The 18,806-nt window shown below is 61.0% G+C and carries 12 protein-coding genes; all 12 read left to right on the top strand.

Annotated elements, in window-relative coordinates:
* The first annotated feature begins 953 nt into the window (after positions 1–953).
* Positions 954–2,564 (top strand): dipeptide ABC transporter periplasmic-binding protein DppA, encoded by a 1,611-nt coding sequence (gene dppA / locus ACR6A7_RS20875; RefSeq protein WP_316555948.1) that lies wholly within the window; start codon positions 954–956, stop codon positions 2,562–2,564.
* Positions 2,565–2,862: 298 nt separating this feature from the next.
* Complete coding sequence (gene dppB, locus ACR6A7_RS20870; RefSeq protein WP_434127126.1) at positions 2,863–3,882, top strand: dipeptide ABC transporter permease DppB; 1,020 nt, start codon at positions 2,863–2,865, stop codon at positions 3,880–3,882.
* Between the two features lie 9 nt (positions 3,883–3,891).
* Positions 3,892–4,794 (top strand): dipeptide ABC transporter permease DppC, encoded by a 903-nt coding sequence (gene dppC / locus ACR6A7_RS20865; protein ID WP_033754469.1) that lies wholly within the window; start codon positions 3,892–3,894, stop codon positions 4,792–4,794.
* Between the two features lie 11 nt (positions 4,795–4,805).
* The gene (dppD, locus tag ACR6A7_RS20860) at positions 4,806–5,792 is read left to right on the top strand and encodes a dipeptide ABC transporter ATP-binding protein (protein ID WP_434127125.1); all 987 of its coding nucleotides are present in this window, start codon (positions 4,806–4,808) and stop codon (positions 5,790–5,792) included.
* Complete coding sequence (dppF, locus tag ACR6A7_RS20855) at positions 5,782–6,804, top strand: dipeptide ABC transporter ATP-binding subunit DppF (RefSeq protein ID WP_434127124.1); 1,023 nt, start codon at positions 5,782–5,784, stop codon at positions 6,802–6,804. The genes dppD and dppF overlap by 11 nt, the downstream gene beginning before the upstream one ends.
* Before the next feature lie 449 nt (positions 6,805–7,253).
* Positions 7,254–7,838 carry a cellulose biosynthesis protein BcsO gene (gene bcsO, locus ACR6A7_RS20850; protein ID WP_434127123.1) on the top strand — a complete coding sequence of 195 codons (585 nt, stop codon included), beginning with the start codon at positions 7,254–7,256 and terminating at the stop codon, positions 7,836–7,838.
* Positions 7,829–8,632 (top strand): cellulose biosynthesis protein BcsQ, encoded by an 804-nt coding sequence (gene bcsQ, locus ACR6A7_RS20845; RefSeq protein WP_434127122.1) that lies wholly within the window; start codon positions 7,829–7,831, stop codon positions 8,630–8,632. Before bcsO ends, bcsQ begins: the two co-directional genes overlap by 10 nt.
* A 50-nt stretch (positions 8,633–8,682) precedes the next feature.
* On the top strand, positions 8,683–10,782 hold the full coding sequence (gene bcsA / locus ACR6A7_RS20840; protein ID WP_434127121.1) for a UDP-forming cellulose synthase catalytic subunit: 2,100 nt from the start codon (positions 8,683–8,685) through the stop codon (positions 10,780–10,782).
* Positions 10,779–13,328 carry a cellulose biosynthesis cyclic di-GMP-binding regulatory protein BcsB gene (gene bcsB / locus ACR6A7_RS20835; protein WP_434127120.1) on the top strand — a complete coding sequence of 850 codons (2,550 nt, stop codon included), beginning with the start codon at positions 10,779–10,781 and terminating at the stop codon, positions 13,326–13,328. The genes bcsA and bcsB overlap by 4 nt, the downstream gene beginning before the upstream one ends.
* A gap of 5 nt (positions 13,329–13,333) precedes the next feature.
* Positions 13,334–17,146 (top strand): cellulose biosynthesis protein BcsC, encoded by a 3,813-nt coding sequence (locus tag ACR6A7_RS20830; protein WP_434127119.1) that lies wholly within the window; start codon positions 13,334–13,336, stop codon positions 17,144–17,146.
* Positions 17,146–17,589: a cellulose biosynthesis protein BcsD gene (bcsD, locus tag ACR6A7_RS20825; protein WP_434127118.1), complete on the top strand. Its 444-nt coding sequence runs from the start codon at positions 17,146–17,148 to the stop codon at positions 17,587–17,589. The genes ACR6A7_RS20830 and bcsD overlap by 1 nt, the downstream gene beginning before the upstream one ends.
* A gap of 12 nt (positions 17,590–17,601) precedes the next feature.
* Positions 17,602–18,606, top strand: a complete 1,005-nt coding sequence (locus ACR6A7_RS20820) for a family 8 glycosyl hydrolase (RefSeq protein ID WP_434127117.1) — start codon at positions 17,602–17,604, stop codon at positions 18,604–18,606.
* The last annotated feature ends 200 nt before the right edge of the window (positions 18,607–18,806 follow it).

The following is an 18,806-nucleotide window of genomic DNA, read 5'->3' as shown; positions in this document are numbered from 1 at the left end:
GCATGGACGGATCGCAAAGTCGCTCAAGGCATCCATGCTCGCTCGGCCCGCGACATCCCTGTCGCGGGACGCTTTGCGCCTCCGTCCATGCCATCCGCATTTAAGCCTGGGTGCGGCCTGTTTGAAAAATATTTCGGATGAGGCCTTTAGGGCAGCATGTTTGCGCCTGTTTTAATAAGATTTACTTCCTGCCTGAATACGCCTTCTGATAAAAACAGGCGCGATTGGAAGTGTCATTCGCATAAGTTTTTGTGAGGCGCCAGCCGCGCGTATCCAGCAATTTCCCCGGATCTTTTTTCGATATAATATCGCCTGTGATTGTTTCTACTTTTTCCCACACTTTGTCTAAAAACCTGACCAAATTCCTTATTGCTACCGTTCAGGCGGGTTTCCTCTGATTATTGCCGTTTTCAACGTGCTAACGCGCGCCGCGTCTGGCTCAGAGGCTTATTTCGCATCGCGTTTTTCTTATGACCTTTTTTATCTTCATGCGGATTGCTTATGCCTGGATCCCAGCATTTTCCACTACCTGGACGCGATAACGCACGCTAATTCGTTCAGTTATTCAACATTTATCACGCAGGTGCCGATGTTTTTTAGCGGTGAGAATCACTGTCAATTATCGCCCGGCTTAGTGAGTTATAAGGTCTGTCAGTGAAAAGCGCTGTGCAATATCTGGCAATTAAGCCAGAAAGCTTTTTTTTACCGTTGCTTGCTATTCCTCACACTCTGTGTAAATAACTCGCGGCTGTATTGACGTTCATTGCAACTGTTGACAAATTGATGCGTCAATAAAGTTGCAGAAGCGGCGTGATCCGGCAGTTTCCACGGCGTCGGGAAAACACAACAAGAACGCTCCGCACTTTCGACCACGTCCGTGGTCCGCCTGAACCGCATAAAAAAAACAGAGGTCGGGCAATACACACAACATCACATCACAATGGAGCAAAAGCATGATCAACTCCCTGGCCAAATCCAGGATGCTGAAGGTCGGTCTGAGCCTGATTGCTATGACCGTCGCCGCAGGTGTTCAGGCAAAAACCCTCGTTTACTGTTCAGAAGGCTCACCGGAAGGTTTTAACCCGCAGCTGTTCACCTCTGGCACCACCTATGACGCCAGCTCCGTGCCAATCTATAACCGTCTGGTTGAGTTCAAAATCGGCACCACCGAGCTGCAGCCTGGCCTGGCGGAAAAGTGGGACGTCAGCGATGACGGCAAAACCTACACTTTCCACCTGCGTAAAGGCGTGAAGTGGCAGACCACCAAAGAGTTTAAGCCGACGCGTGAATTCAACGCCGACGACGTCGTGTTCTCGTTCGAGCGCCAGCTGGATAAAAACAACAGCTTCCACAACGTTTCTGGCGGCAGCTACGAATATTTCGAAGGCATGGATATGCCGAAGCTGATCGGCAAAATCGAGAAAGTCGATGACTACACCGTGCGCTTTACCCTGACGCGTCCGGAAGCGCCGTTCCTCGCCGACCTCGGCATGGACTTCGCGTCGATTCTGTCGAAAGAGTATGCGGACAAGATGCAGAAAGCCGGTACGCCGGAGAAGCTCGATCTGAACCCGGTCGGTACCGGTCCGTTCGTGCTGCAGCAGTACCAGAAAGATTCGCGCATTCTCTATAAGGCCAACCCGGATTTCTGGGGCACCAAACCGAAAATCGATCGTCTGGTCTTCTCTATCACGCCGGATGCCTCTGTGCGCTACGCCAAGCTGCAGAAGGGCGAGTGCCAGGTGATGCCGTACCCGAATCCGGCCGATATCGCCAGCATGAAGAAAGACACCAAAATCAACCTGATGGAGCAGCCGGGCCTGAACGTTGGCTACCTCTCGTTCAACACCGAGAAGAAGCCGATGGATAACGTCAAGGTGCGCCAGGCGCTGACCATGGCGGTGAATAAGCAGGCGATTATCGATGCCGTATATCAGGGTGCAGGCCAGGCCGCGAAGAACCTGATCCCGCCGACCATGTGGGGCTACAACGACGCGATTCAGGACTACGCCTACGATCCGGAAAAAGCCAAAGCGCTGTTGAAAGAAGCGGGTATGCCGGACGGCTTCTCTATCGACCTGTGGGCGATGCCGGTACAGCGTCCTTACAACCCGAACGCGCGCCGTATGGCGGAAATGGTTCAGGCTGACTGGGCGAAAATCGGCGTGAAAGCCAAAATCGTGACCTACGAGTGGGGTGAATACCTGAAGCGCGCGAAAGCGGGCGAACACCAGTCGGTGATGATGGGCTGGACCGGCGACAACGGGGATCCGGACAACTTCTTCGCCACGCTGTTTAGCTGCGCGGCGGCAAAAGATGGCTCTAACTACTCGCGCTGGTGCTACAAGCCGTTTGAAGATCTGATCCAGCCGGCGCGCGCCGAGTCAGACCACAATAAACGTATTGAGCTTTATAAGCAGGCGCAGGTAGTGATGCATGACCAGGCGCCAGCGCTGATTATCGCGCACTCTACGGTGTTTGAGCCGGTGAGTAAAAAAGTCTCTGGCTACGTGGTCGATCCGTTAGGCAAACACCATTTCGAAAACGTCGATATCCAGGAATAACGCCTGTGATAAGGGCCGACCTGTTCGGCCCCTGAGCGGGCGCTTGCCCGCTCGGTCGACGCGCATTTTCGGCTAACTTCTTCGAATAAAACCCAACATCTTCGCGCTGCAGGAAAGCGGCGAGCCGACCAGTCTCCGACATTTGCCGCGGTAAACGTCGGGCCAGGGCTCTCGCGCCTGCGTAGCGAAAGATGACGGTTAACGCCCTTTGCGTCGCGCCCGCGATTTTTTCGGGAGCGAGTTGTGAGCAATAGATCCCGCGGCTTATCGCGGCGGGAAAAGACTGAGAATCCGGCTTATGCTGCAGTTCATACTCCGACGTCTGGGACTTGTCATCCCGACATTTATCGGCATCACCCTGTTGACCTTCGCATTTGTGCATATGATCCCCGGCGATCCGGTGCTGATCATGGCGGGCGAACGCGGGATCACCCCGGAACGTCATGCCCAGCTGATGGCGGCCTTTGGCCTCGACCAGCCGCTGTGGAAACAGTACGTTCACTACATTTACGGCGTGCTGCATGGCGATCTGGGCATTTCGCTCAAGAGCCGCATCCCGGTATGGGATGAGTTCGTACCGCGCTTCAAAGCCACGCTGGAGCTGGGCATCTGCGCCATGATCTTCGCCGTCGCCGTGGGCATCCCGGTAGGCGTTATTGCCGCGGTGAAGCGCGGCTCTGTCTTCGATCATACCGCGGTCGGCATCTCCCTGACCGGCTACTCCATGCCCATTTTCTGGTGGGGCATCATGCTGATCATGCTGGTGTCGGTACAGCTTAACCTGACGCCGGTTTCCGGGCGCGTCAGCGACACGGTCTTCCTGGACGACAGCAATCCGCTCACCGGCTTTATGCTGATCGACACTTTCTTCTGGGGCGAGGCGGGTGACTTCAAGGATGCGGTGATGCATATGATCCTGCCCGCTATCGTGCTCGGCACCATCCCGCTGGCGGTGATTGTGCGTATGACGCGTTCGGCGATGCTGGAAGTGCTGGGCGAAGATTATATCCGCACCGCGCGCGCGAAAGGCCTGACGCGCATGCGCGTTATCGTGGTTCATGCGCTGCGCAACGCCATGCTGCCGGTGGTCACGGTGATCGGCCTGCAGGTCGGCACGCTGCTGGCGGGCGCCATCCTGACGGAAACCATCTTCTCCTGGCCCGGCCTCGGCCGCTGGCTGATCGAAGCGCTGCAACGCCGTGACTATCCGGTCGTGCAGGGCGGCGTGCTGCTGACGGCGGTGCTGATTATCCTGGTCAACCTGCTGGTTGATCTGCTGTACGGCGTGGTCAATCCGCGCATACGACATAAGAAATAAGGGGGCGTCATGTCTGTTGTTGATCCCGCAAGCGTACCCGCTGCACCCAAGCCGATGACCCCCATTCAGGAGTTCTGGCACTATTTTAAACGCAATAAAGGCGCGGTTATCGGCCTGGTCTATGTGGTGTTGATGCTGCTGATCGCCATCTTCGCCGGGGCACTGGCGCCGCACGCGCCCGCAGAGCAGTTCCGCGATGCGCTGCTGCATCCGCCAGTCTGGCAGGAAGGCGGCAGCTGGAGCTATATCCTCGGCACCGACGATGTAGGCCGCGACGTGCTGTCGCGTCTGATGTATGGCGCACGCCTGTCGCTGCTGGTGGGCTGTATGGTGGTGGTGCTGTCGCTGATCCTCGGCGTTGTGTTCGGCCTGCTGGCGGGCTACCTCGGCGGGGTAGTGGACGCGATTATCATGCGCATCGTGGATATTATGCTGGCGCTGCCGAGCCTGCTGCTGGCGCTGGTGCTGGTGGCAATCTTCGGCCCGTCGATCGTCAACGCCTCTATCGCGCTGACCTTTGTTGCGCTGCCGCACTATATCCGTCTTACCCGCGCCGCGGTGCTGGTTGAGGTGAACCGCGACTACGTCACCGCTTCCGGCGTGGCGGGTGCGGGCATGCTGCGTCAGATGTTCGTCAATATTCTGCCTAACTGTCTGGCGCCGCTGATCGTGCAGGCGTCGCTGGGCTTCTCCAACGCCATTCTCGATATGGCGGCGTTGGGCTTTCTCGGTATGGGTGCGCAGCCGCCGACGCCGGAGTGGGGCACCATGCTCTCCGACGTACTGCAGTATGCGCAAAGCGCCTGGTGGGTGGTGACCTTTCCCGGTCTGACCATTCTGCTCACCGTACTGGCCTTTAACCTGATGGGCGACGGCTTACGCGACGCCCTCGACCCGAAACTCAAGCAGTAAGAGGCACCGAGATGGCGTTATTAAATGTAGATAAATTATCGGTGCATTTTGGCGACGATAAGACACCGTTCCGCGCGGTCGACCGCATCAGCTATCAGGTTGAACAGGGGCAGGTCGTGGGAATCGTCGGCGAGTCCGGCTCGGGCAAATCGGTCAGTTCGCTGGCGATTATGGGCCTGATCGACTTTCCCGGCAAAGTGATGGCGGAGAAGCTGGAGTTCAATCAGCGCGACCTGAAACGCATCTCCGAGAAAGAGCGCCGCCAGCTGGTGGGCGCGGAAGTGGCGATGATTTTCCAGGATCCGATGACCAGCCTGAACCCCTGCTACACCGTCGGCTACCAGATTATGGAAGCGATCAAGGTGCATCAGGGCGGCAACCGCCGCACCCGCCGTCAGCGCGCTATCGACCTGCTGACGCAGGTCGGCATCCCCGATCCGGCGTCGCGACTGGATGTCTATCCGCACCAGCTGTCGGGCGGCATGAGCCAGCGCGTGATGATCGCTATGGCGATCGCCTGTCGGCCAAAGCTGCTGATCGCCGACGAGCCGACCACGGCGCTGGACGTGACCATTCAGGCGCAGATTATCGAGCTGCTGCTGGCGCTGCAGCAGCAGGAGAATATGGCGCTGATCCTGATTACGCACGATCTGGCGCTGGTGGCGGAGGCCGCGCACCACATCATCGTGATGTATGCGGGTCAGGTGGTCGAGAGCGGCAAGGCAGGCGATATCTTTAAGGCGCCGCGCCATCCCTATACGCAGGCGCTGCTGCGCGCGCTGCCGGAGTTCGCTGCCGATAAGGCGCGTCTGGCGTCGCTGCCGGGCGTGGTGCCGGGCAAATATGACCGGCCGATGGGCTGCCTGCTGAATCCGCGCTGCCCCTACGCCACCGATCGCTGCCGTAAAGAAGAACCTGCCTTACGCGACATTCCGGGGCGTCAGTCCAAATGTCACTATCCGCTGGATGATGCCGGGAGACCGACCTATGAGTCTTGATAATACCAGGCAGGATTACCTGCTGCAGGCGATTGACCTGAAAAAACACTATCCGGTGAAGAAAGGCCTTTTTGGTCAGGAGCGCCTGGTAAAAGCGCTGGACGGCGTCTCTTTTAATCTGGAGCGCGGCAAAACGCTGGCGGTGGTCGGCGAGTCCGGCTGCGGCAAATCGACGCTCGGCCGCCTGTTGACCATGATTGAAACGCCGACCGAAGGTCAGCTCTTCTGGCACGGTCAGGATCTGCTGAAGCACGATCCGCAGGCGCAGAAGCTGCGTCGTCAGAAAATCCAGATTGTGTTCCAGAACCCCTACGGTTCGCTTAATCCGCGTAAGAAAGTCAGCCAGATCCTTGAGGAGCCGCTGCTGATTAACACCGCGCTGAGCAAGGCGGAGCGTAAAGAGAAGACGCTGGAGATGATGGCGAAGGTCGGCCTGAAAACTGAGCATTACGATCGCTATCCCCATATGTTCTCTGGCGGCCAGCGTCAGCGTATCGCCATCGCGCGCGGTCTGATGCTTGAACCCGACGTGCTGATCGCCGACGAACCGGTCTCGGCGCTCGACGTCTCCGTGCGTGCGCAGGTGCTTAACCTGATGATGGATTTGCAGCAGGAGATGGGGCTCTCATACGTCTTTATTTCGCACGATCTCTCGGTGGTGGAGCATATCGCGGATGAGGTGATGGTGATGTATCTGGGCCGCTGTGTAGAGAAGGGCAGCAAAGAGGCGATCTTCAGCAATCCGCGCCACCCCTATACGCAGGCGCTGCTGTCGGCCACGCCACGTCTCAATCCAGACGACCGGCGCGAACGCATCAAGCTGACCGGCGAGCTGCCCAGCCCGCTCAATCCGCCGCCGGGCTGCGCCTTTAACGCGCGCTGCCGCCGCCGTTTCGGCACCTGCGTGCAGCTACAGCCGAAGCTGAAGCGCTACGGCGACCAGCAGATCGCCTGCTTCGCCGTCGACCAGGATGAAAATCAGCCGGTCGGCGCGGCAGAAGGGATGGTTTAAACAGAGAGGCTCCGCAAGGAGCCTTTTTAATGCCGACTCTTCACGCCATCTGATACATCACCATCCGCTGGAAAAAAATTTGCGCAAAAGATTATCGCCGCTGACGTGAGCAGCTGTTGCGATGCTTTATCTGAAGCGTAAAACGCCTGCCAGGTTTGCATTAAGAAAAAACGCAGCAAGGTCTCGACAGGTTATTGGTAGCACCATCAAAGGGTAAGGCGTAATTTTTATTATTGAACGCCGGTAACGTTCTCTCTATTTAAGTTAAGGTTAATTAATTAATTTATTGGCAAGGCGGGCGGGGATAGCTTTTACCGGGCTTTATATTAATCATAAAGATAAAACTCTTTTATTGAATGTGCGTCTTTTATAATCAGATTTTTCTCACCTGACCTAAATGAATGTGATATATTCCTGGCAAATTTTTCCTTAATGCAGGCCATGGCCCGATGAAAAACTATGACGATCTGCAGCGTTTCAAAGAAAAAACGCAAACGCTCGATATCGCCTTTAAAGATATGTCAGGCCAGCTGCAGCAACCCGCCGAAAATAGCCAGTGGGCGCTTATTCGCCAGCTGGCGAATGAAGACGCCTCAACGCCGTTCAGCGGCAGCCAGCGTATCGATCTGCCGCAGCCGCAGCCGCTGCGCGGCGATGAGTTTCGCGCGCCGCCCGATTCGCCGCTGATGCGTCAGCCGGCGGCGTTGCAGCCCATCGGCGCACGCAGCAGCATTCTCGATAGCCTGACGGATCGCCCGCCAGCGGCAGCTACGCCCCGCTCTTCGCTCTTCCCGGCGCCGCCTGACGCTGTGGCGTCGCCTGCGGTTGCACCCGCTCCCGCCTCGACTGCTCCGCCGCTTAGCGTACCCGCTGCGTCCGTTTCCGCGCCGCCCGTCCAGGCGTTTAGCCTGCCCGCGGCCGCGTCTGAGCGCCGCTTTGGCGGTCTGTTTCGCGCGCGCCACAGCGAGCCGGTCAGCCTGCCGAAAGAAACCCTGCTCAAACCGTTACTGGAGAAGATTGCGCTATGCCGTTAGTTTGTGTGTGCTCGCCGAAAGGGGGAGTCGGAAAAACCACGCTGGCAGCCAATCTGGCCTGGGGATTAGCGCGGGCGGGCAGCAAGGTATTAGCGATCGATTTTGACGTGCAGAACGCCCTGCGCCTGCATTTTGGCGTGCCGCTCAACGACGGCCGCGGCTTTGTCGCGCGCTCGGAAGAGCAGGCGGACTGGAGCCAGTCGATCCTCACCACCGGCGGCAACATTTTCGTCCTCCCTTATGGCGACGTAACCGAGTTGCAGCGCGAACGTTTTGAAGAGAACCTGGCGAAAGATCCCCATTTCCTGCGGCGCGGGCTGGATACGGTACTGAACTACCCCGGCCTGGTGATCGTCGCCGATTTTCCGCCTGGCCCTGGCCCGGCGCTAAAAGCGATGAGCGCGCTGGCGCAAATGCATCTGGTGGTGATGCTGGCCGACACCGCCTCGGTTTCGCTGTTACCGCAAATTGAAAATAACCGCATGATTGGCCAGCCGCTGAATAATCAGCTGGGGCACTACTTCGTGCTGAACCAGAGCGACAACCGCCGCAATATTAGCCGCGACGTCACCGCCTTTATGCAGCAGCGGCTGGGCGACAGCTTGCTGGGAGTGGTGCATCGCGATGAGAGCGTGGCGGAAGCCAACGCCTCCCAGCAGTCGGTTTACGATTTCAGCCCTGCGTCCGCCGCCGCGTTCGATATTGAACTGATTGGAAAACGCGTGGCGAATATTCTCAATATTTCCGTCGGCAATGGTGAAGTTCAGGCGCCGATCCGCAGTAGCCACTATTAATTGCCTGGCGTCGCCGGGCTATAAAAAACAGCGCTTTTCCAGGGTGAATCATGAATAAAATCGGGTTTTACCTGTTGCTGCTGGTGCTTGCACCAGCGGCGGCGGTAATCGTCATTACGCCGATGGACAGCCAGAAGCAATATATATTTGGCTTAATCAGTATTTTGATGATGTTTTTACTGGGACTCAGCAAGAGCCGTAAAATAACGGTGGTGATGGTTATTTTCTCTGCCCTGATGTCCACCCGATATATCTGGTGGCGCACCACAGAGACGCTTCATTTTAATTCCGAAACGGAAGCGATCCTTGGCATTGGCTTATATCTTGCCGAAATTTATGTCTGGCTGATTTTAATTCTCGGCTTTCTGCAAACCACCTGGCCGCTAAAGCGCACCATTGAACCCCTGCCGGATGATGTCAGCCTGTGGCCGACCGTCGACGTCTACGTGCCGACCTATAACGAAAGCCTCGACGTGGTGCGCGATACGGTGCTGGCGGCGCAGTGTATTGACTACCCGCGCGACAAGCTAAAAGTCTATCTGCTGGATGATGGCAAGCGGCCGGAGTTTGCGGTTTTCGCCGCCGACGTCGGCGTTGGCTATATTACGCGCGACGATAACAGCCACGCCAAAGCGGGCAACCTGAACCACGCCATGACGATCACCAAAGGCGAGCTGATCTGCGTATTTGACTGCGACCATGTCGCCACGCGCACCTTCCTGCAGGCCACCGTCGGCCCGTTTCTGACCGACCCGAAGCTGGCGCTGCTGCAGACGCCGCACTACTTCTACTCGCCCGATCCCTTCGAGCGTAACCTGCGCGCGGCGCGGACCATTCCCAACGAAGGCGCGCTGTTCTACGGCCCGGTGCAGCAGGGCAACGACAACTGGAACGCCACCTTTTTCTGCGGCTCCTGCGCGGTGATCCGGCGCGCAGCGCTGGAGGAGATCGGCGGCTTTGCGGTGGAAACGGTGACGGAAGATGCGCATACCGCGCTGAAAATGCAGCGGCGCGGCTGGGGCTCGGCGTTTCTGGCGATTCCGCTGGCGGCTGGTCTGGCGACCGAGCGTCTGGGGCTGCATGTGGTGCAGCGCACCCGCTGGGCGCGCGGCATGACGCAGATTTTCCGCGTCGATAATCCGCTGCTGGGGCGCGGTCTGAAGTGGCAGCAGCGCCTCTGCTACCTCAACGCCATGCTGCACTTCCAGTTCGGCCTGCCGCGTGTGGTGTTCCTGACCGCGCCGCTCGCCTATCTGCTGTTCAATCTCAACATTATTCACTCGTCGGCGTCGCTGATCTTCGCCTATGTGCTGCCGCACCTGGTGATGTCGCTCTACGTCAACTCGCGCATGAACGGTCGCTTCCGCTACACCTTCTGGGGCGAAATCTACGAAACCGTGATGTGTTTCCACCTGGTGATCCCGACGCTGCTGACCCTGCTGTCGCCCAGGCACGGCAAATTTAACGTGACCGACAAAGGCGGCCTGCTCGATCAGGGCTTCTTCGATTTTCATATTGTCCGTCCGCACGTCATCGTGGCGGTGCTGCTGGGCATTGGCATCGCCGCAGGCGTGGCGCGCGCGGTGATGCACGACTACTTCGGCGTCGACCCTTACGTGATCGCCCTGAACGTTGGCTGGGCGCTCTTTAGCCTGATCATCCTGATGGCGGCAATCGCGGTGGCGCGTGAAACGCGGCAGGTGCGTAAAACTATCCGCATCGAGGTAGAGATCCCGGCGATTATCCACTACGCCAGCGGCATTTCGTCGCGCACCCGCACCAGCAATCTCTCGATGGGCGGCGCGCAGCTGGATGCGCCGGATAACCGTCATGAAAGCGATGAGATTGAAGAGATCGATCTGCTGCTGCAGTCGGGGGCGATTACCATTCCGGTGAGCAAAATTTCCGGCGATGACACCTCGATTCGTCTGCGCTTCGCCGCGATGCCGCTGGCGCGTCGGCGCGAGCTGGTGCGCGTGGTGCTGGCGCGCGCCGACGCCTGGCTTCAGCCAGAGTACAAACAAGACAATGCGCTGCTGTCGCTGGGCACCATTATTCGCACCGTGTTCGAGCTGTTCTGGCTGACCTGGAAGGATCGGCGCGCCAGAGGCCGCGCGCCTGCTGTGGTAAAAGAGGATGGTACAGCATGAGAATCGTAACGCACTCTCTGCTGGCGTCATCGCTGGCGGCGGCACTGTGGCTGAACCCAGGCTGGGCGGAAGCGCCCGATAATTCTGCCGCGCCGGTCAACAGCGCCGCGCCTGCTGCGCCAGAGTCGGCTGTACCGGTCGCCCCGGAAGCGAGCGCCCCCGCCGCGCAGCAGTCGACTGTACCGGTCGCGCCGGAAGCGAGTGCGCCTGCTGCGTCGGAAACGACCGCGCCTGCCATCCAGCAGGAGCGCGCGCTGTCAGATCTGCCGCTGCCGGCGGGGCTGGAGCAGGCCGATCGGCAGCTCTCATCCGCCGCCGCCGCCGCGCCCTTTGTACCGGGCCAGCCGGTGAGCGCGCCTGCGCCCGCCGCGGCGCTGAACCAGCCGATCAGCAGCACCATTTCCGTCGCGCAGATGGGCCAGCAGCAGGGCATTTTCCTGAGCGGCGGCCAGCTGCAGTCCGGCATCGTTTTTACCCTGCCGGGCGATGAGGTGATCACCAATGCGCACCTCAATTTGTCGCTGCGCGTCTCTCAGGCGCTGGCGGCGCGCAACACCACGCTGCAGCTGATGCTCAACGGCCAGCCGCTCGGCACGCTGCCCCTTGGCGCCAGCGACAGCGACGTCAGCGACTATCAGCTGGAGATCCCCGCCGCGATGGTGGTCGCCAGCAATAACCTCAGCTTTAAAATTAACGATGCGGATAAGCTGCTGTGCGAGAAAGAGAGCGCGCAGAACTATCAGGTCACGATTTTGCCGCAGACCACGCTGAGCCTGGAGGGACAGCAGCTGAATATCGGTACGCGCCTGCGCAACTTCCCGCGTCCGTTTATCGATCCGCTGCGTATGACGCCTGCGTCAGTCGCCATGGGCTTCGCCAGCAACGTCGCGCCGGATGCGATTAGCGCCGCCGCGCTGGTCGCATCGTGGCTCGGCATTCAGAGCGACTATCGCACCATTCGCTTCCCGGTATCGCGCGGCGAGCTGCCCGAACAAAATGGCATCCTGTTCGGGCATCCGGGCGATCGTATCGGCGCCCTGACCCTGCCGCAGGCGAGCGGCCCGCAGCTGACGCTGGTGGATAACCCGAATAACCCGGTTTATAAGCTGCTGCTGGTGACGGGCGAGGATGATGCTCAGCTGCGTCAGGCGGCGCTGCGCCTCACCACGCAGCCGCTGGACACCGACGCCAGCAGCCTCGCCGTTCAGCCGCAGCCTCTCGTCAGCCGCAAACCCTATGACGCGCCGCGCTGGATCAACACCAGCCGCCCGGTGCGTCTCACCGAGCTGCTGGATCCGAACCAGAGCCTGACGTCGACCGGCCTCTGGCACGATGCGCTGCGCGTGAACTTTCGCGCCGCGCCGGATCTTTTCCTGTGGGACGGCGATACCCTGCCGGTGAACCTGAACTATCGCTTTCCGTCGGAGAGCTGGATTGACGAGAACAGCTCTTTCCTCAACGTCATGCTGAACGGCACCTTTCTGCGCAACCTGACGGTCAATAAAGTCGGCCTGCTCGAACAGGCGTGGCACCGTCTGGGCGGCGACGCGCGCCAGGAAGAGTATCAGCTCCATCTCGATCCCTGGCTGATTTACGGCGACAACCAGCTCTCGCTCTACTTCAATATTCGGCCGAAAGCGGACGCGCCCTGCGGCGTGCTGCTGAACAACAACATCAAAAGCCGCATTGAAGAGGCGTCATGGATCGACCTGAGCCACACGCGCCACTTCGCGCTGCTGCCAAATCTCTCCTACTTCGTCGGCGCATCATTTCCCTTTACGCGGCTGGCGGACTTCAGCCAGACCACGCTGCTGATGCCGGAGAAACCGAGCAATGCTGAAATCGCCACGCTGCTCGATCTGGCGGCGCGCGCGGGCAACGCTACCGGCGCGGCGCTGACGCAGAATCAGGTGATGTTCGGCCTGCCCAGCGGCGGCGCTCACCTGGCGCGACTGGCGAAGAGCGACGTGCTGGCGATTAGCACCACCGGCGACAGCCGCTTTAACCAGCAGATGCTGGCGCATTCGCCGTTCGAGGCCAGCGGCGCCACCTTCGGCGTAAAAACGCCCTCGACCCTGGACAACGTGCGCAGCTGGCTAACCGGCGACTGGTATCGCCAGCCGCTCGACGCCGATCGCTACTTCTCCTCGAATGAGGCGTGGCGCGGCTTTGTCAGCTACCGCTCGCCCTGGAATCCTGCCCGAACCGTCGTGATGACGGTCGCGACCAGCGATGAACAACTTTTGCGGCTGCACGGCGATTTAAACTCGGCGCGCATTAACGCGGCGATCCGTGGCGATACCGCCATCATCACCGACGAAAACGGCATTCGCAGCTTCCGCGTCGGCCCGCAGTATCCGAGCGGCGAGATGCCCTGGTACATGATGGTGGTGTGGTATGCCAGCCAGCATTCGGTGCTGATGGCGCTGGCGGCGCTGATGCTTGCCGGGCTGGCGGGCGCGGCGATTTTCACCATGCTACAGCGCCATGCGCGGCGTCGACTCACCCCGCCCAGCGTGCGCGATTCCGGTAAGACGTCAGGATGAACAGAATGAAAACAACGATAAGTACCGGTATCCGTCGCGCGCTGCTGCTGGGCGGCGCGCTGACCTTCACGATGCCCCTGCTGGCGGCAGAAAGCGACAACCCGGCGCTGCAGGCGCTGTTCGATCAGGCGGCCTACTGGCACCAGAAGGCGCATGACGATTTAGCGAAGTCCGCGCTGCAAAAAGTGTTGATGGTGGAACCGAACAACACGCAGGCGCTCTATCTGCTGGCGCTCTACTCGCAGCAGGGCGGCGACGTTGCAGGCGCAGCGCGCTACCGCCAGCAGTTGAGCAGCGTCTCGCCGCAGGACGCGCGCCTGAGCGAGCTGGACAACGCGCGCCAGCTGCAAACCATTCCACAGGCGCAGCTGTCGCTGGCGCGTCAGCAGGCGCGCAGCGGCAATATCGCCGCGTCGCTGCAGACGTGGCGCAACACCTTTAACGGCAGTGAGCCGCCCGCCAGCGTGGCGGCTGAGTACTACCTGACAATGGCCGGGGACCGCACCCTGCTGCCGCAGGCGGTCGACGAACTGCGGCAGTTCGCGGCGGCGCATCCGCAGGATGTCAGCGCCAGGCTGGCGCTGGGCAAAGCCCTGACCTATCAGGACGCGACGCGCCGCGAGGGCATGGATCTGCTCGGCACGCTGGCGGACGGCAGCGCGGAGGCCGATCGTTCGCTGCGCCAGGCGCTGCTGTGGCTCGGCCCGCAGCCGTCGGATGCCGCGCGCTATCAGACCTGGCAGCAGCGCCATCCGCAGGATGTAGCGGTAATGGACTACTACCGTAAAAATGTCGGCGGCGCCGAGAAGGGGGCAGGCTTCAACGCGCTTAACAGCGGCGACGTCAGCGGCGCGCAAAACAGCTTTGAGAAAGTGCTGAACGCCAGTCCGCAGGACGCCGACGCCCTGGCGGGCATGGGCTACGTCGCGCAGCGCGGCGGCCGCTACGGCGAAGCGGCGGACTACCTGCAGCGCTCGGCCCAGCTTGGCGGCGAGCGCGGTGCCGAACGGCAGCAGCAGGCCAATGACGCGCGCTTCTATGCGCAGCTGGCGGCGGCGCAGCAGGCGCTGAAAAACGGCGACAGCGCGCAGGCGCTCTCGCTCAGCGAGCCGCTAACGCAGGCGGAAGGGGAAAAAGGGATCGCCGCGCAGCTGTTCCGCGCCGATGTGCTGCGCCGCGGCAGTCAGTTCAGCGAGGCGGAGCGCGCCTATCGCGCCATCCTGCAAAACGATGCGGATAACCGCAGCGCGAAAGAGGGCCTGTTCTATGTGCTGCGTCAGCAAAACCGCAGCGCCGAGGCGAGTACGCTGCTGGCGTCGCTGCCCGACAGCGTGCGCCAGAGCGTGGCGCCGCGCGCCGGCAATGGCGGCAGCGATCCGATTCGCCAGCAGGCAAAACGCCAGCTGAAAGCAGGGGACGCCAGCGCGGCGATCGCCACGCTGCAGCAGGGGATTCAGCGCTATCCCAGCGACGGCTGGCTGCGCCTGGACCTGGCCCGCCTCTATCGCGCGCAGGGCGATACGCCGCAGGCCGCCAGCGTGATGCAGTTTGCGATGCGCGACGGCGCGGCCGTCAGCGAGCGCTACGCCGCCGCCATCAACGCCAGCGAAAGCGGCGGCTGGCAGCAGGCCAGCGCGCTGCTGGCGCGTATTCCCGCCAGCGCCCAGACGGCAGACATGCGCGAGCTGGCGCAGCGCGTCAACTTCAATCTGCAGATGGCGACCGCCGACAGCTATCTGGCGCAGGGCGCGAACGCCGCCGCGGTGAACACGCTAAAAGCGCTGGCGCAGACGCCGCCCGCTAACCCGGCTGATGCGGGCAATCTGGCGCAAAAGCTCGCCAGAGCGGGCGACCTCGCGACTGCCGTCGCTATCGTGCGCGGCAACATGCAGCGCGGCGTGCAGGGCAATGCGGGCGACTACGCGGCGCAGGTCGCCGTGCTGAACCAGGCGGGGCTGGCCAGCGAGGCGCAGCGCTTCCTTGATGCGCCAGAGCTGCAGGCGCGCAGCACGCCGACGCAGCTGGCAGGCATTCGCAACGGCTACGTGATTAACGAAGTCGATCGCCTGCGCGAGCAGAAGCAGTACGCCGCCGCCTATGACAGGCTGATTGGCGCCCTGCAGCGCGACCCGCAGAATCGCGACCTGATGTTCGCCATGGCGCGTCTCTATCAGGACGGCAAGATGAACAAAGAGGCGGGCGTGGTCTATGACTACCTGTTGACCCAGGATACCCCGACCCAGGACGCTCGCGTCGGCGCAATTAACGTGGCGCTGGCGCAGAACAACCTGCAACGCGCGAACGATCTGTTGCGCGGGCTACAGGCGCAGCCAACCCCGGAGCGCCTGCTGCTGCTGGCGCGCGTCGCCGATGCAAATGGCGATCGCGCCCAGGCGATGGGCTACCTGCGCAGCGCGCGCGGCCAGCTGATCGGTTTACAGGGCACGCAAGACGGCGAGACGCCAACCGTCGGCGGGCTGGCGCTGGCAGACAATCCGTTTATCAACCGCAGCACCTCGCCGGTGGGGCGCTCGCCCTCCAGCTACGGCAGCGTGCTGCCGTGGCAGAGTGCGCCAGCTGGCGTCACCAGCCGCGCTGAAGGCGTTATTCTGGCGAGCGGCGGGGATCTGCCGCTTCAGCAGGCGCGCACCCTGCACCAGATCGACAGCATGATGGAAGGATTGCAGGAGAAAACCGGCAGCTGGGCGCAGGGTCAGGTGCAGATGCGCGCGCGCGACGGCGAGTCGGGCCTCAGCAAGCTGACCGAGGCGAAAGCGCCGCTGACCTTCTCAACCGTGCCTTTCGGCGATGCGCGCTTCGACTTTATGATGACGCCGCTTTCGCTGACGGCGGGCAGCGCGGCGGGTGATGCCTGGCGTCGTTTCGGCAGCAACGCGCTTGAGCAGGCGAAAGTGGTTGCGGCGGGGGGGGCGAAGGTCACCGACGTGCCGAGCGGCTCAACCGATTCGCAGCGCGCATCCGGCGTGGAGCTGAACATGGCGCTGAAAGGCGACAGCTATAAAATCGACCTTGGCAGCACGCCGCTCGGCCAGGATCTCAGCACGCTGGTGGGCGGGGTGCAGTGGTCGCCGAAACTCACCGACTTCCTGACGCTGGTTCTTACCGGGGAGCGCCGCGCGATGACCGACAGCCTGCTCTCTTACGTCGGCGTGCAGGACAAATCGAGCGGCAAGCGCTGGGGTGGCGTCACCAAAAACGGCGGCAACGCGCTGCTGAGCTATGACAACGGTGATGCAGGCTTCTACGTCGGCGGCGGCGCCTACAGCTATATCGGCGATAACGTGGCGAGCAACAGGAGTCTGAATGCCACGGCAGGCGCCTACGTGCGGCCTTTCCACAGCGATGACCGCGATCTGAAGGTCGGCATGAGCCTGTCATGGATGGATTTCTCCAAAAACCTCAGCTATTTCAGCTACGGTCAGGGCGGCTACTTCAGCCCGCAGAACTATGCGGCGGTGTCGTTCCCTGTTGATTTTACGCGCAAGTTTGATGACCTGAGCGTGAAGATTGGCGGCTCGGTCGGCTATCAGTCTTACAGCCAGGATCGCAGCGCATACTTCCCGAACGATTCGGCGATGCAGGCGCAGCTGGAATCCTATGCGGCGAGCGGCGCGGTAAAAAGCGCTTACTATAACGGCGACAGCAAAAACGGCATTGGCTACAACCTGCACGCCGGCGCGGATTACAAAGTGAATAAAGCGGTGACGGTCGGCGGCCAGCTGGGCTACGACACCTTTGGCGACTACAGCGAAAGCACGGCGCAGCTCTACTTCCGCTATCTGTTTGGAGACAACTAATGAGTGAGCATACGGGCGCGACAGGCCACACCCATCAGCCGGGCTGGTTCGATCTGGTCAGCGTAATGATAGAAGGCATGCTCGCCAACGCGGGCAAAGAAGAGGCGGAAGCGTTTCTCTACGACATGGGCGATTCGCTGGCGGCGCGCTATCCTTTGCCTGACGCGCGCACCGTGCAGGATCTGGAGCGCGAAATGAATTTGCAGCTGGCCCGCTTCAGCTGGGGCTTTGTTCAGCTGCAGCCGCAGGACGCGGCGATTTTACTGAAGCACCATGCGCTGCCAGCGGGCGACGGCGCGCTGGATGCGAAAAGCTGGCAGTCGGCGCTGGCCGCCGTGCTGGCGGGACTTTACGGCGGCTGGCTGCGCGCGCAGGGTGGCGGCGCGGCGGTTGCAGTGGCGCTGGAGCTTAATGACGGCAATACGCTGCACTATCGGTACTAACGGAGCGACGAGATGACAAAGCCAGCCTGGCTCAGATGGGTGATTTTTTTCATGGTGATGATGGTAAGCGCGCAGGCGTCGGCCGACGGCTGGAGCACTTTCAAAAGCCGCTTCTCAACGCCGGAGGGGCGTATTGTCGATAACGCTAACAATAACGTTAGCCATACCGAAGGGCAGGGCTACGGCATGCTGCTGGCGGTGGCGAACAACGATCGCGCCACGTTCGATACGCTCTGGAGCTGGACGCGACAGCACCTGCTGAATAGCCAAAACGACCTCTTCTACTGGCGCTACACGCCGGACGCCGCCGAACCGGTGGCAGACAAGAATAACGCCTCCGACGGCGATGTGCTGATCGCCTGGGCGCTGCAGCGCGCGGCTGATAAGTGGTCGTCGCAGGTCTATCAGCAGGCGTCAGATCGCATTCAGCGCGCCATTGTGAAGCACAATGTGGTGACCTATGCGGGACGTACGGTGATGCTGCCGGGCGTACAGGGCTTCAACAAGACCAGCTACGTCGTGCTGAACCCCTCCTATTTTCTTTTCGAGGCCTGGCACGAATTTGCCGAACACAGCCATCTCAAGGTGTGGAACGCCCTGATTGACGACGGCATGGATCTGCTGGGCGAGATGCATTTCGGCAAAACGGGCCTGCCGCTCGACTGGGTGGCGCTGAACGCGGATGGCTCGGTGGCGCCTGCGGTGGGCTACTCAAACCGTTTTAGCTACGACGCGGTGCGCGTGCCGCTCAATATCTGGTGGTACGATCCGCAGAGCCTGCGTCTGGTGCCGTTTCAGAACGTCTGGCAGCGCTACGGTCGCCTGACGACGCCCGCCTGGTTCGACGTGCTGGGCAACAGCAACGCGCCCTATCATCTCGACGGCGGCCTGCTGGCGATCCGCGATCTGACGCTGAACGAGACCGGCTATATCAGCGATCGGCTTGCGCCAGAGCAGAATTATTTTTCCGCCAGTTTGCAGCTGCTGGTGTGGCTGGCGCTTCAGGAGAAGCGTTGACGGGTGAGGTTCGCCGCGGCGAACGGGCGCTTTTTGTCCGCCTGACGGCGGCGGGGGTTTTGTTCGCCTGGCGGCGGTGCGGATTTTGTTCGCTCGGCTGCAGCGCAGGTTTCGTTCGCCTGACAGGCGGACAGTTTCATTTCGCCCGCTGCGGGCGACCGAGCAGGGCCGGTGGGCGCCGGCCCTGCACCCGCGCCCCG

The sequence above is a fragment of the Pantoea phyllosphaerae genome, assembly GCF_051025595.1.
Taxonomy (GTDB): Bacteria; Pseudomonadota; Gammaproteobacteria; order Enterobacterales; family Enterobacteriaceae; genus Pantoea.
The sequence above is the reverse complement of the archived record's forward strand: the minus strand, read 5'-3'. Positions and strand labels throughout refer to the sequence as shown.

Bases quoted from the DNA above. Each gene is read 5' to 3' on its own strand.
- dppA (WP_316555948.1), top strand. From the start codon at position 954: ATGATCAACTCCCTGGCCAAATCCAGGATGCTGAAGGTCGGTCTGAGC.
- dppB (WP_434127126.1), top strand. From the start codon at position 2,863: ATGCTGCAGTTCATACTCCGACGTCTGGGACTTGTCATCCCGACATTT.
- dppC (WP_033754469.1), top strand. From the start codon at position 3,892: ATGTCTGTTGTTGATCCCGCAAGCGTACCCGCTGCACCCAAGCCGATG.
- dppD (WP_434127125.1), top strand. From the start codon at position 4,806: ATGGCGTTATTAAATGTAGATAAATTATCGGTGCATTTTGGCGACGAT.
- dppF (WP_434127124.1), top strand. From the start codon at position 5,782: ATGAGTCTTGATAATACCAGGCAGGATTACCTGCTGCAGGCGATTGAC.
- bcsO (WP_434127123.1), top strand. From the start codon at position 7,254: ATGAAAAACTATGACGATCTGCAGCGTTTCAAAGAAAAAACGCAAACG.
- bcsQ (WP_434127122.1), top strand. From the start codon at position 7,829: ATGCCGTTAGTTTGTGTGTGCTCGCCGAAAGGGGGAGTCGGAAAAACC.
- bcsA (WP_434127121.1), top strand. From the start codon at position 8,683: ATGAATAAAATCGGGTTTTACCTGTTGCTGCTGGTGCTTGCACCAGCG.
- bcsB (WP_434127120.1), top strand. From the start codon at position 10,779: ATGAGAATCGTAACGCACTCTCTGCTGGCGTCATCGCTGGCGGCGGCA.
- ACR6A7_RS20830 (WP_434127119.1), top strand. From the start codon at position 13,334: ATGAAAACAACGATAAGTACCGGTATCCGTCGCGCGCTGCTGCTGGGC.
- bcsD (WP_434127118.1), top strand. From the start codon at position 17,146: ATGAGTGAGCATACGGGCGCGACAGGCCACACCCATCAGCCGGGCTGG.
- ACR6A7_RS20820 (WP_434127117.1), top strand. From the start codon at position 17,602: ATGACAAAGCCAGCCTGGCTCAGATGGGTGATTTTTTTCATGGTGATG.